The sequence below is a fragment of the Mesorhizobium sp. P2_H9 genome, assembly GCF_056403215.1.
In genome coordinates this window covers 162,013-175,154 of record NZ_JBFUFX010000001.1, presented here as the reverse complement: position 1 = coordinate 175,154, position 13,142 = coordinate 162,013, and the positions used below count along the sequence as shown (strand labels likewise).

Below are 13,142 nucleotides of genomic sequence, written 5' to 3'. Positions count from 1 at the left end.
CGACCGGCCTCAGTAGTCGTCCTCTTCGACCTCGGCCGGCTCGGGCCGGCGCACCGGCCGTTCGGACGGATCGCGGCCGACTTCGTTCTTCAGCGTCATCAGGTCGATGAAATGGTCGGCCTGGCGGCGCAGATCGTCGGAGATCATCGGCGGCTGCGAGGCCATGGTCGAGACCACCGAGACCTTGCGCCCGCGCCGCTGCAGCGCTTCGACCAGGGTGCGAAAATCGCCGTCGCCGGAGAAGATGACATAGTGGTCGACGACATCGGCAAGTTCGAGCGCGTCGACGGTCAGCTCGATGTCCATATTGCCCTTGATCTTGCGGCGGCCGGTCGAGTCGGTGAATTCTTTGGCCGGCTTGGTCACCACCTTGAAGCCGTTATAGTCGAGCCAGTCGATCAACGGCCGGATCGAGGAGTATTCCTGATCCTCGACCAGCGCCGTGTAGTAGTAGGCGCGCAGCAGATAACCGCGCTTCTGGAAGCTCGACAGCAGCTTGCGGTAGTCGATGTCGAAGCCGAGCGCGCGAGAGGTCGCGTAAAGATTGGCGCCGTCGATGAAAAGAGCGATTTTTTCACGGGGGTCGAACATGGAAAATATCCCTTTTTCGCAATACGCGGCCGTTTAAACGAAAATGCGTGAGTGACTATCGCTCGGCGTTTAATAAACCGGCTGAGCTTTCTTCATCCGAGATAGCGCCAGTTTTACGGCAATCCAAGGTGTGTTGCCGCACTGCAAGCAATTGTGATCGATGCCGTATCGTCGCAGGCGGCCGCACTGCCGGCGAGCTCTTGGCCCGGCGGCCGAGCCGCATTGACCCGCCCCCAGGGCAGCCATCCTCTCCTCCTTGCCATGAAGCTTGTATTTTGGCGGCGTTCAGGTTAAGGACCGCGCCTGTTTTCCATCAAATCCATCGCATGAAAGGGGCAATCCATGGCCCGCGTAACCGTTGAAGATTGCATCGACAAGGTCGACAACCGCTTCGAACTGGTGCTTTTGGCCGGCCACCGCGCCCGTCAGATCAGCCAGGGCGCGCCGATCACCGTGCCGCGTGACAACGACAAGAATCCGGTCGTGGCGCTGCGCGAGATCGCCGACGAGACACTGTCGCCCGACGACCTCAAGGAAGACCTGATCCACTCGCTGCAGAAGCATGTCGAGGTCGACGAGCCGGAAGCCGACGGCGAGGCGATCGCCGACCAGACCGGCGGCGCTGTTGCGGCAACCGATGCCGACGACGCCGAGGACAACGTCACCTTCGACCGCATGACCGAAGAAGACCTGTTGGCCGGCATCGAGGGTCTGGTTCCGCCGGAAAAGAGCGACGACTACTAAGAGCTTTCGATCTGGGGTCGCTGGAACAATCTCCGGCACTTCCGTATCGTCCGTTTCGTGGCTATCTATGACATGCGCCGTACACAAGTGCGGCGCATGTTCCATTTCAGCCCTGTGAGAACCAGCCCATGATGCGTCAGTATGAGCTTGTCGAGCGCGTCCAGCGCTACAAGCCTGACGTCAACGAGGCGCTGCTCAACAAGGCCTATGTTTACGCCATGCAGAAGCATGGCCACCAGAAGCGCGCCTCCGGCGACCCCTATTTCTCGCATCCGCTCGAAGTCGCCGCCATCCTCACCGAAATGCACATGGACGAGGCGACGATCGCCGTTGCCCTGCTGCACGATACCATCGAGGACACCACGGCGACGAGGGCCGAGATCGACGAATTGTTCGGCCCGGAGATGGGCAAGCTGGTCGAGGGCCTGACCAAGCTGAAGAAGCTCGATCTCGTCTCCAAGAAGGCCGAGCAGGCGGAAAATCTGCGCAAGCTCCTGCTGGCGATCTCCGAAGACGTCCGCGTGCTTCTGGTCAAGCTCGCCGACCGCCTGCACAATATGCGCACCCTCGACCATGTGCCGGAGGCCAAGCGCCTGCGCATCGCCGAGGAGACGATGGAGATCTATGCGCCGCTGGCTGGGCGCATGGGCATGCAAGGCATGCGCGAGGAACTGGAAGAGATCGCCTTCCGCTTCATCAATCCGGAAGCCTATCGCGCCGTCACCGCCCGGCTCGCCGAAATCTTCGAGCGCAACAAGGACGTGCTGTCCGAGATCGAAAAGGCGCTGTCCACGCTGTTCGAAAAGCATGCGATCAAGGCCAGCGTGAAGAGCCGCCAGAAGAAGCCGTGGTCGGTGTTCCGCAAGATGGAGGCCAAGGCGCTATCCTTCGAGCAGCTGTCCGACATTTTCGGCTTCCGTGTCGTTGTCGAGTCCATGGAGGATTGCTACCGCGCGCTCGGCGCCATCCACACCACATGGTCGATGGTGCCGGGACGCTTCAAGGACTACATCTCGACGCCGAAGCAGAACGATTACCGCTCGATCCACACCACCATCGTCGGCCCGTCGCGCCAGCGCGTCGAGTTGCAGATCCGCACCCATCAGATGAACAAGATCGCCGAATACGGCGTTGCCGCGCATTCGATCTACAAGGACACCGGCGGCAAGACGAATGGTGCTGCCCATGCGATCTCGAAGGAGACCAACGCCTATGCCTGGCTGCGGCGCACCATCGAGCAGCTTGCCGAAGGCGACAATCCCGAGGAATTCCTCGAAAACACGAAGCTGGAGCTATTCCAGGACCAGGTGTTCTGCTTCACGCCCAAGGGCCTGCTGATCGCGCTGCCGCGCGGCGCGACGCCCATCGACTTCGCCTATGCCGTGCACACCGATGTCGGCGACACCTGCGTCGGCGCCAAGGTCAATGGCCGCATCATGCCGCTGATGACGGAGCTGAAGAACGGCGACGAGGTCGAGATCATCCGCTCCAAGGCGCAGGTGCCTCCGGCTGCGTGGGAATCGATCGTCGTCACCGGCAAGGCGCGCTCGGCCATCCGCCGCGCCACCAAGAATGCCATCCGCAAGCAGTATTCCGGCCTCGGCGCCCGCATTCTGGAGCGGGCTTTCGAACGGGCCGGCAAGACCTTCGCCAAGGAAAACCTGAAGCCGGTGCTACACCGGCTGGCGCGCAAGGACATCGAGGACGTGTTGGCCTCGGTCGGCCGCGGCGAGCTTGCCTCCACCGACGTCATGAAGGCGGTGTTTCCCGACTATAAGGACGAGCGCGTCACGGTGGCAGCGCCCAAGCAGCGCGAGGAAGGCTGGTCGAAGATCCGCAACGCCGCCGGCATGCTGTTCCAGATTCCGGGCCGTGCCGCGCGCAAGGACAAGGACCAGCCGAAGGACGGCGCCGTGCCGATCCGCGGCGTGCGCGGCGACCTGCCGGTGCGCTTCGCGCCGGAAGGTGCCGTGCCCGGCGACCGTATCGTCGGCATCGTGCAGCCGGGAACCGGCATCACCATCTATCCGATCCAGTCGCCGGCCCTGCAGGCCTTTGACGACCAGCCCGAGCGCTGGATCGACGTGCGCTGGGACATTGACGAGCGCACCAAGGAGCGGTTTCCGGCGCGTGTCTCGGTCACCGCCATCAATGCGCCGGGCTCGCTGGCCGACATCGCTCAGGTCGTTGCCTCCAACGACGCCAACATCCATACATTGTCGATGGTGCGCACCGCGCCCGATTTCACCGAAATGCTGATCGATCTCGAAGTCTGGGATCTGAAGCACCTGAACCGGTTGCTGTCGCAGCTCAAGGACAATTCCAGCGTCAGCGATGCGCGGCGCGTGAATGGCTAGACCATGATCCCGAAAAGTGGGAACCGGTTTTCGGAAAAGATCATGGTCAAACAAGACTAACGGGCCTGGGGGACAAGGCAAGATGAACACCGACGAAGTGCTGGGTATTTTCCGCGAGGCCGGCGCCGTTCTCGAGGGACATTTCATCCTGACGTCTGGCCTGCGAAGCCCGGTCTTCCTGCAGAAGGCGCGCGTGTTCATGCATGCCGACAAGACCGAGCGCCTGTGCAAGGCGCTGGCCGCAAAAATCAGCGCCGCTATAACAGGCAAGATCGACTATGTCGTCGGCCCGGCGATCGGCGGGCTGATCCCGGCCTACGAAACCTCGCGCCACCTGGGCGTTCCGGCGATCTGGGTCGAACGGGAAGGGGGCGAGTTCAGGCTCCGACGCTTCGAGATCGCCAGGGGTTCGCGCGTCGTCATCGTCGAGGACATCGTCACCACCGGCCTGTCGATCCGCGAGACCATCGAATGCCTGCGCGAGCTCGGCGCCGAGGTCGTTGCCGCCGCCTGCATCATCGATCGCTCGGCCGGCAAGACCAATGTCGGCGTGCCGCTGATCGCGCTTGCCGAATATGAGGTTCCGGCCTATCCGGCCGACAGGCTGCCGCCCGAGCTCGCCGCCATACCGGCGATCAAGCCGGGCAGCCGCAACATCTGACCGACATGATCGCCGGCATTGATCATTTCGTGCTGACGGTTCGCTCCGTCGACGACAGCTGTACCTTCTATCAGCGCGTTCTCGGCTTCAATCGCCTCGACGAGCCGAACAGGCCGACAGCGCTGCTGTTTGGAACTCAGAAGATCAATTTGCATGAGGCGACGCGCACATTCGAGCCAAAGGCGAAGGCGCCGACGCCCGGCTCCGGGGATTTCTGCCTCGTCGCCGCCCGGCCGCTCGCCGAGATTTGCGCCAGCCTGGCGGCCAATGGCGTCGCCGTGGAAGTCGGTCCGGTTGAGCGCACCGGTGCGCGAGGCCCGATGATGTCGGTCTATTTTCGCGACCCCGACGGCAATCTTGTCGAGGTCAGCGAATACCAGCCCGGCAAGAGGTGAAGGTTCTAGGCGCACTTGGCAAGGGTGATGCCCACCTCAAATCCGCCGCGATTGCGTTGCGTTGGAGACGGCAGCGCCGGCTTCGGAAGGCAGCGGCAGCGCTGTCGCGCCATCGGCCGCCGGTTGTTCTTGGGTCGGCGCGTCGCTATATCAAAGTCGTTGTTGCCTTCTGGTGACCGCAAAGCGCAAGATATGGCTGCTGTAGCGCCTGGCCCGGAATGGCTGGGCATGGTGGTGTTGGTAAACCGGGAACGGGAACAGAGTGCTTTTTCGACGCCGCAAGCCTGATGGTCTTTTCGAGCGGGTGCGTACCTATCTGTGGCCGCGCCGCTCGTTTTCGCGCTCGCTGCAGTATTTTTCCAAGCGCATCCTGCGGCTGAAGGCCACGCCGCACGCCGTGGCGGCCGGTGTCGCGGCTGGTGTGTTCGCCTCGTTCTTTCCGGTGGGGTTCCACTTTGCCATCGCATTCGTGCTCTGCTGGATTATCGCCGGCAATCTCGTGGCGGCAGCCCTCGGCGCCGTGTTCTTCGGCAATCCGCTGACCTTTCCGTTGCTCTGGGGCGCGTCCTGGGAGACCGGCAAGCTGATCCTGCACGAGCGGCTGCCCAAAAACGGACCGCCCGCGCATCTCGGCGAAATGCTGCATACGCTGTCGTTTGCGAAGCTGTGGCACCCGATACTTGAGCCGATGCTGATCGGCGCAGTGCCGCTCGGACTGATCTTCGGGCTCATTTTCTACGGCATCACCCGCTGGGGCATGACCGCCTTTCGCGAACAACGCAGGAAACGCATCGCAGAACGGGCGCAGAAGGCTGGCCACGGCGGACGGGAAGTTCCCGCGGAATGATCATCGGCATCGGCAGCGATCTGATCGATATCAGGCGCATCGAAAAGTCGCTGGAGCGCCATGGCCAGCGCTTCATCCAGCGCATCTACACCGAGGTCGAACAGGCCCGCTCCGAAAACCGCAGGGCACGCGCGGCCTCCTACGCCAAACGCTTCGCCGCCAAGGAGGCCTGCGCCAAGGCGCTTGGCACCGGTCTAGCGCAAGGCGTGTTCTGGCGCGACATGGGTGTCGTCAACCTGGCCGGCGGCAAGCCGACCATGGCGCTGACGGGTGGTGCGGCGGTGCGGCTGGACAAAATCCTGCCGAAAGGACACCGCGCGGCGATCCACCTGACAATCACCGATGATTTTCCGCTCGCTCAAGCCTTTGTGATCATCGAGGCGTTGCCCGTCGAACAAGCGCCACATTGATTGCATCTGACGACCGGCGATTATATCTAACGCCGACATGACGTTGCCCAGCGCGCGCCGAGACTCTATACCAACCAACGCACAATCGAGGACGACATGAGCGTGGCTGAAAAAACTGAGAAGAAAACCGGCGGACTTGGCGAAACCGTCAGCGTCATCGTCCAGGCGCTGCTGCTTGCGCTGGTCATCCGCACGCTGCTGTTCCAGCCGTTCTCGATCCCGTCCGGGTCGATGCGGCCGACCTTGCTCGAGGGCGACTACCTGTTCGTTACCAAATGGTCCTATGGCTTCTCCCGCTATTCGCTGCCGTTCGGGCCGGATCTGTTTTCGGGCCGCATCTGGGGCTCTGAGCCGAAGCGCGGCGACGTGGTGGTGTTCAAATTCCCGCCGGATCCGTCTGTCGACTACATCAAGCGCGTCGTCGGCCTGCCTGGCGACAAGATCCAGGTCAAGGACGGCCAGCTCTTTATCAACGGCGCCGGCGTGCCGCGCGTGAAAACCGGCCAGATCGACAATCCAGACATCACCGAAGAGGATCATCCGATCGATGTGTACCGGGAAACGCTGCCCAACGGTGTCAGCTACGACACGCTGGACATCGCGCCGACCTCGATCGGTGACAACACCCGCGAATTCGACGTGCCGGCCGGCCACTATTTCATGATGGGCGATAACCGCGACAATTCCTCGGACAGCCGCTTCACCGTCGGTTACGTGCCGGCCGAGAACCTGGTCGGCCGCGCCAATCTGGTTTTCTTCTCGATCGCCGGCAAGGCGAGCCCGCTCGAAATCTGGAAATGGCCGTCGCTCGTGCGCGTGTCGCGCCTGTTCCATTTCGTCAATTAGGGTGATGGCAGCGACAAAACGCCTGACTGCCGATGCGCTCGCCGAAGCGCTCATGCAGCGCACCGGCCACGCCTTTGCCGACCGCCAGCGCCTGCAGCGCGCGCTGACCCATGCCAGCGCCCGCTCAAGCCATGCCGGCATCGACTATGAGCGTTTCGAATTCCTCGGCGATCGTGTTCTGGGCCTTGTCGTTGCCGATATGCTTTTGGCGGCATTTCCTGAAGCCGCCGAGGGCGAACTGTCGCTGCGGCTCAACGCGTTGGTCAATGCCGAGGCTCTGGCGGAGATCGCCGAGGATATCGGCCTGCCGGACCTGATCCGCGCCGGCTCGGACGTGCGCGGCCTCGACGGGCGCAAGCGCGTCAATATGCGTGCCGACGCGCTGGAATCGCTGATCGCCGTGCTCTATCTCGACGGCGGGCTGGAGGCGGCGCGCGCCTTCATCCACAAATACTGGCAGCCGCGCTCGCAGGCCACGGGTGCAGCCCGCCGCGATGCCAAGACCGAGCTGCAGGAATGGGCACACCAGGCGGCAACCGCGGTGCCGGCCTACACCATCGACGGCCGCGAGGGACCCGACCACGATCCGCTGTTCACCGTCAGCGTCAAGGTCGGCGCCTTTCCTCCGGCGACCGGCAGCGGCCGTTCCAAACGCGAGGCCGAACAGGCCGCCGCCGCGGCACTTCTGCTGCGTGAGGGCGTCTGGCTCAATCAAGGGAGCGCGGCATGACCGCCACCACTGAAGACACTGCTCCGGCGACGCCCGCCGCTGCCACGCATTCCGGCTTCGTCGCGCTGATCGGCGCGCCCAATGCCGGCAAATCGACGCTGGTCAATCAGCTGGTCGGCGCCAAGGTGTCGATCGTCACGCACAAGGTCCAGACCACCCGCGCCATCGTGCGGGGTATAGCCACGCATGACAATGCGCAGATCGTCTTCGTCGACACGCCGGGCATCTTCAAGCCGAAGCGCCGGCTGGACACGGCGATGGTGACGACCGCCTGGGGCGGTGCCAAGGACGCCGATATCGTGCTGCTTTTGATCGATGCCGAGCGCGGCATCCGCGGCGATGCCGACGCCATCCTCGAACGGCTCAAGGATGTGCGCCAGCCGATGGTGCTGATCCTCAACAAGGTCGACCGGGTCAAGCACGAGGCGCTGCTGGCCCTGGCCGCGGCAGCGAATGAGAAAGTGCCGTTCAAGCGCACCTTCATGGTCTCGGCGCTGACCGGCTCGGGCTGCAAGGATTTGCTCGACTACCTTGCCGAAGCGCTTCCGGCCGGTCCCTGGTATTATCCCGAAGACCAGATCTCCGACCTGCCGATGCGCCAGCTGGCCGCCGAGATCACCCGCGAAAAACTGTATCTGAGGCTGCACCAGGAGTTGCCCTATTCCTCGCATATCGAGACCGAGAAATGGGAAGAGAAGAAGGACGGCTCGGTGCGCATCGACCAGACCATCTATGTCGAGCGCGACAGCCAGAAGAAGATCGTGCTCGGCCACAAGGGCGAGACGATCCGCGCCATCGGGCAGGCCGCGCGCATGGAGATTGCCGGCATCCTCGAACAGAAGGTGCATCTCTTCTTGTTCGTCAAGGTGCGCGAGAACTGGGGCGACGATCCCGAGCGCTACCGCGAGATGGGGCTCGAGTTTCCGCACTAGGCATGATCCCGAAAAGTGGGAACCGGTTTTCGGAAAAGATCATGCCCAAACAAATTCCACTCTAGGTCCATGGACAGCACGCCGAACATTGACGCTGACTTGGTCAGCCGGTTGGTCGCCACGCAATTTCCCCAGTGGGAAGACCTTGCAATCAAACCCGTTGCCGCCGGCGGCTGGGACAACCGAACCTTCCATCTCGGCGACGACATGACCGTGCGGCTGCCAAGTGCCGCACCCTATGCCCTGCAAGTCGAAAAAGAACATCGCTGGTTGCCAAGGCTGGCACCGCTGCTGCCGCTGCCTGTCCCGGTGCCGTTGGCGATGGGTATTCCTGCCGAAAACTATCCCTGGCATTGGTCCGTCTATGGCTGGATCGAAGGCGAGACGGCAAAGCGCGAGCGCATTGCCAGCCTGTCGCAATTTGCGACTGATTTGGCCGAATTCCTGGTTGCCTTGCAACGGATCGATGCCACCGGCGGGCCGGCGCCAGGGCAGCACAATTTCTTTCGTGGCGGACCGCTGAGCGTCTATGACGGCGAGACCCGCAAGGCAATCGCCGCCCTCGACGGCAAGATCGATACCGGCACCGCCATCGCGGTGTGGGAGGCCGCACTTGCCTCGACATGGCATGGCGCGCCGGTCTGGTTCCACGGTGATGTCAGCTGGGGAAACCTGTTGGTCCGGCAAGGCCGGCTGAGCGCCGTGATCGACTTCGGCACGTCAGGCGTCGGCGACCCCGCCTGCGACCTGGCGATTGCGTGGACGCTGTTCGAAGGCAAAAGCCGGCAAGCGTTTCGCGCCGGCCTTCCCGCCGATGCGGCGATGTGGGCGCGCGGTCGCGGCTGGACGCTGTGGAAAGCGCTGATAACGGTCGCCGGGCACATCGACATCCATGCGGTCGAAGTTGAAAAGTCCCGCCATGTGATCGATGAAGTGCTTGCCGATCACGCGCGAGCGTAAGACCGCCGCAGGATGGCGCTATGTCAGCTGTCCAAGGGCCAGCCACACGCCATTGGCAAGATGCTCCGCATCGGCGGCATTTTCGAACGGCAGGCCTGTCCTGGCATAGTCGACCGGTGAGAAATCGGCGCCGTCGGCATTGATCAGCCCGGCATGATGTCTGGCCGCTTCCATGTTGCCGAGTTGCGCATAGCAAGCCGCAAGCCGGGTCCTGATCCACGGCGTTGGCCGGGTCGCCAGTTCCAGCGCCTCGGCGGCCGGCCGGTATTCGCCCAGCATGTAGAGCGCTAGCGAGCGATCGTATTGGTACCAGTGCGGGTGCAGCGGGTTGATGCGGATGGCGCGCGCCAGCCAGGCGAGGGCGTCGACCGGCCGGCCGCGCATGACCAGGAGATAGCCCATCTGTTCGATGCAGTCGGCGTCGTTCGGATTGAGCTTCAGCGCGATTCGCAAATGATGCTCGGCCGCCTCATGGTCGCGCATGTTGAGCCGCACCAGCGACTGGATGCGTTGGGCGGTCGCCTGGTCGGGCGACAGGGCTATGCCTCTTTCGGCAAGCTCGCGGGCTTTCGCCAGCACGGCCTCGCTGGTGCGCCCGAATTCGCTGTTCAGCACATATGTCAGCGCCAGATAGGTGTAGGCGAGGCCATAGGCGGGGTCCTTGGCAATCGCGGCTTCGAACAGCGCTGCCGCCCCTGTCAGGTCGCTCTGCGCCGGATCGCGCAGCAAGGCAACGCCGCGCAGCACCAGCTCATAGGCGGCAAGGCTGGTCAACGGCCGCCGCGAGGCGCGCTGCAGTCCAGCATTGTTGACCCGCACCACCAGCCGGCCGACGATCTCCTCGACAATGTCCTGCTGGATGGCGAACAGCCCGGCATCCTCTGCCTGGTAGCGATCGCCCCAGAGCTGCGTCGCGTTGGCGGCATCGACGAGGTTGACCGCGGCGACGATGCGGTCCGCCTGCCGCCGCACCGAACCTTCGACGAGATAGTCGGCGCCGATGCGCGAGCGGATGGCCGGCCATTGCGCCGGCGAATGGGAGGCAAACGAGAAGCTCGAATTGCGCGCCAGCACCGTCACGGTGCCGAAGCGGGCGAGGCCGTTGATGATGTCTTCGGCGAACCCGTCGACGATCGCCTCATCGGTGGGATCGGCGCTGTCGTTGCGGAACCTGAGCACCGCCACGATCGGCTGCGCGCCCGGCTCAGGCATCGCCTCTGTCTCGGGCACCAGCATGTAGCCGCGCTTCGACACTGTTCGCACCATATCCTCGCCAAGCACCTTGCGGATTTCGCGGATCGACTGCGTCAGCGAATCCTCGGTGACGAAAACGCCCGGCCAGACCGTGTCCATCAGTTCCGATTTTGGCACCACGCGGCCGGTATGGCGGGCGAGGTGCGTCAACAATGCGTAAGCCTTCGGCCGCAGGAAGGCCGGCTGATCGGCCCGGCTGAGCGTGCCTTTGCTCAGATCAAGCGTGAAGCCGCCTAATTGAAAAACCTGATCGGTGGTCGAGACCGGCATCAAAAGGCCCGCTCCCTGAAAGCCATGCCGGTATTGGCCTATGGCTGGCAGGCTGGGTCAAGACCTCGCATGTTGGACCGCCAACGAAAAGGCGCGGCGCCCCCCGGAGTAGGCGCCGCGATCATCGCAATTTGCTCAGGCAGTGCTGGCGACGGCAGACCGCGCTCCCGACCGGCGGACAAAACTTTCGCTGCCGTAGTAGGCAATGATGGCAACCGCGATCACCGCCCAGATCGCGACACCGATCCACTGCTGCTGCACATAGTCGCCGTCGACGAACACCTTGCCGAGGAAGCGCACGCTGTTCTGATGCGTGACATGCATAATGAAGGCGAGCAGCACGCTGCCGGTGTTCTGGTAGAGCCAGGTGAACACCACGCCTGCGAGCAGCACATTGATGGTGCCATGGACGCTGAGGTCGCCGACCAGACCGAGCGGGAAGTGCCAGACGGCCCAGATCACGCCGAGGATCAGGCTGCCTGTCAGCGCCGAATGACCAGCCAGCAGCCGAGGCACCGCAAAACCGCGCCAGCCGGGCTCTTCGCCAAGCGGACCGCTGAAGACGGCATAGAGCGCAATGATCGGCAGCATCTCGCTCATCGCGGGAATGTTGCTCCAGGCGGGCGCAGCGGTGCCAAACAGCGGATTGATCAGGATCGAGGCCAGCTGCGTTGCAAACGGCAGGCCGAACGCCACTAGATACCACACTGGATGCACCCGCCACTTGACCATCGAGGCGAGAATGGCCTTGACCGAACCCCAGCCGCCGGAAAGCGCCGCGACCACGAAGCCGGAGACCATCGGGCCGAAGGTAAACCAGGGAATGCTGTCGCCATTCGACAGCCAGAACGGGATGAACGCCAGCCAGGTCAGGCCAAGCGTCAGCGAAAAGAAGGCGGTCAGCTGGTGCCTTCGCACCAGGCTCAGGAAGGGAGTCATGTCAAATCCTCTCGGCGGGCAGATTGGTCATGAGAGGTCGCCGGGCTGCCCGATCGGTCGACTTGCGTCTGGCCGGCCGAACGGTTTCGGCAGGCCGCGTCGACCGCGTCGGCCAACCCGTCCTTTTTGACGGTTGCGGGCTTGAAAATCCCGAGGGATTTCTGAAAGATTTCCGATATTTCCCAAACCGCCGGCGATTGCATTTCCTGCGCCAAGCGCAGCCAAACTTGATTTTGTCACCGAACCGGTGACAAGTTCTCGCCATGGAATGGCGCGACGAGGGAATCATTCTCGGCACCCGCAAGCATGGCGAAACCAACGCCATTCTCGAGGTGATGACGCGCGCGCATGGCCGCCATCTCGGCCTCGTGCGCGGTGGTCGCTCGCGCAAGCAGCAGCCGGTCCTGCAGCCCGGCAACCGCGTCGACCTGTTGTGGCGCGCGCGGCTTGACGAGCATCTCGGCACCTTCCAGGCCGAGGCGATCGAAATGAATGCCGCCCGGCTGATGGACAGCGCCATTGCTGTCTACGGCTTGCAGACCATGGCCCAGCATCTGCGCCTGTTGCCCGAGCGTGACGCTCATGGCGGCCTGTTCGAGACGCTTGCGGTGATGATCGTCCATCTCGACGACCCGGACGCCGCCGGCGAACTGGTGGCGCGCTTCGAGCTGCTGATCCTAGACGAACTCGGCTTCGGCCTCGATCTCAGCCAGTGCGCGGCGACCGGCAGCAAGCAGGACCTCGCCTATGTCTCGCCGAAATCCGGCCGCGCCGTGTCGCGTCAGGCGGGCGCGCCGTGGCACGACAAGATGCTGGTGCTGCCAGCCTTCCTGCAGCGCGGCTCCGGCCTGCGCGCAGACCCGGCGGCGGTGGAAGATGCGTTTCGGCTGACCGGCTTCTTTTTTGCCCGCCATGTCTATGAGCCGCGCGGCATCGAGCCGCCCGACGCCCGCGTCGGCTTCCTCGCCGCGCTGCGCAAGCACCATGCGCGCGGCAAGGCCATAGCCGGAGAAACCGCCGCATGAGCGAAGTCGCTCAGAAGGGCCGCACGCTTGCGGTGTCGGAAGCGACGCTGAAAGATGCCAATGGCAAGCTGCTGGCTTTCGGCACCGAAACATGCTCGATCTTTCCAGCCGCCAACCTGGCGGCGCGCTGAATTTTTCTGGCCGTTTGGCCGCCGCATTTGAATGTCAGTGACAACTGGCC

General features: G+C 63.5%; 15 protein-coding genes. 12 read left to right on the top strand and 3 right to left on the bottom strand.

All coding sequences use genetic code 11. The features are described 5' to 3' along the window. Nucleotides 1-9: 9 nt before the first annotated feature. A complete protein-coding gene (locus tag AC1DXN_RS00935) occupies nt 10-591 on the bottom strand; it encodes a LabA-like NYN domain-containing protein (protein WP_477243898.1) in 582 nt (193 codons plus the stop codon). A gap of 342 nt (nt 592-933) precedes the next feature. On the opposite strand from AC1DXN_RS00935, the gene rpoZ reads away from it, so the two are divergent. From rpoZ to AC1DXN_RS00885, 10 genes are all read left to right on the top strand, one after another. Next, nucleotides 934-1,335: a DNA-directed RNA polymerase subunit omega gene (gene rpoZ, locus AC1DXN_RS00930; RefSeq protein WP_454588394.1), complete on the top strand. Its 402-nt coding sequence runs from the start codon at nt 934-936 to the stop codon at nt 1,333-1,335. A 128-nt stretch (nt 1,336-1,463) separates the two neighbouring features. Continuing rightward, nucleotides 1,464-3,692, top strand: coding sequence for a RelA/SpoT family protein (locus AC1DXN_RS00925; protein ID WP_477243900.1), 2,229 nt, complete (start codon nt 1,464-1,466; stop codon nt 3,690-3,692). Nucleotides 3,693-3,774: 82 nt separating this feature from the next. Further along, nucleotides 3,775-4,353, top strand: coding sequence for an orotate phosphoribosyltransferase (gene pyrE / locus AC1DXN_RS00920; RefSeq protein WP_477272131.1), 579 nt, complete (start codon nt 3,775-3,777; stop codon nt 4,351-4,353). 5 nt (nt 4,354-4,358) lie between these two features. After that, the gene (locus tag AC1DXN_RS00915) at nt 4,359-4,748 is read left to right on the top strand and encodes a VOC family protein (protein ID WP_477243904.1); all 390 of its coding nucleotides are present in this window, start codon (nt 4,359-4,361) and stop codon (nt 4,746-4,748) included. 262 nt (nt 4,749-5,010) lie between these two features. Continuing rightward, a complete protein-coding gene (locus AC1DXN_RS00910; RefSeq protein ID WP_477243906.1) occupies nt 5,011-5,595 on the top strand; it encodes a DUF2062 domain-containing protein in 585 nt (194 codons plus the stop codon). Then, nucleotides 5,592-6,005: a holo-ACP synthase gene (gene acpS, locus AC1DXN_RS00905; RefSeq protein WP_477272133.1), complete on the top strand. Its 414-nt coding sequence runs from the start codon at nt 5,592-5,594 to the stop codon at nt 6,003-6,005. Before AC1DXN_RS00910 ends, acpS begins: the two co-directional genes overlap by 4 nt. A 96-nt stretch (nt 6,006-6,101) precedes the next feature. Next, on the top strand, nt 6,102-6,851 hold the full coding sequence (lepB, locus tag AC1DXN_RS00900; protein WP_477243910.1) for a signal peptidase I: 750 nt from the start codon (nt 6,102-6,104) through the stop codon (nt 6,849-6,851). A 4-nt stretch (nt 6,852-6,855) separates the two neighbouring features. Next, nucleotides 6,856-7,581, top strand: coding sequence for a ribonuclease III (gene rnc, locus AC1DXN_RS00895; RefSeq protein WP_477243912.1), 726 nt, complete (start codon nt 6,856-6,858; stop codon nt 7,579-7,581). Continuing rightward, nucleotides 7,578-8,513: a GTPase Era gene (gene era / locus AC1DXN_RS00890; protein WP_477243914.1), complete on the top strand. Its 936-nt coding sequence runs from the start codon at nt 7,578-7,580 to the stop codon at nt 8,511-8,513. The genes rnc and era overlap by 4 nt, the downstream gene beginning before the upstream one ends. Nucleotides 8,514-8,582: 69 nt before the next feature. Continuing rightward, a complete protein-coding gene (locus tag AC1DXN_RS00885; RefSeq protein ID WP_477272135.1) occupies nt 8,583-9,473 on the top strand; it encodes an aminoglycoside phosphotransferase family protein in 891 nt (296 codons plus the stop codon). A gap of 18 nt (nt 9,474-9,491) precedes the next feature. On the opposite strand, the gene AC1DXN_RS00880 is transcribed toward AC1DXN_RS00885, so the two are convergent. Next, nucleotides 9,492-10,997 carry a winged helix-turn-helix domain-containing tetratricopeptide repeat protein gene (locus AC1DXN_RS00880; protein WP_477272137.1) on the bottom strand — a complete coding sequence of 502 codons (1,506 nt, stop codon included), beginning with the start codon at nt 10,995-10,997 and terminating at the stop codon, nt 9,492-9,494. A 135-nt stretch (nt 10,998-11,132) separates the two neighbouring features. Next, a complete protein-coding gene (locus tag AC1DXN_RS00875; protein ID WP_477272139.1) occupies nt 11,133-11,936 on the bottom strand; it encodes a CPBP family intramembrane glutamic endopeptidase in 804 nt (267 codons plus the stop codon). A 263-nt stretch (nt 11,937-12,199) separates the two neighbouring features. Here AC1DXN_RS00875 and recO point away from each other — a divergent pair, with 263 nt between their 5' ends. Beyond that, nucleotides 12,200-12,961: a DNA repair protein RecO gene (gene recO / locus AC1DXN_RS00870; RefSeq protein WP_477272140.1), complete on the top strand. Its 762-nt coding sequence runs from the start codon at nt 12,200-12,202 to the stop codon at nt 12,959-12,961. Continuing rightward, the gene (locus tag AC1DXN_RS00865) at nt 12,958-13,092 is read left to right on the top strand and encodes a hypothetical protein (protein WP_477243924.1); all 135 of its coding nucleotides are present in this window, start codon (nt 12,958-12,960) and stop codon (nt 13,090-13,092) included. Before recO ends, AC1DXN_RS00865 begins: the two co-directional genes overlap by 4 nt. The last annotated feature ends 50 nt before the right edge of the window (nt 13,093-13,142 follow it).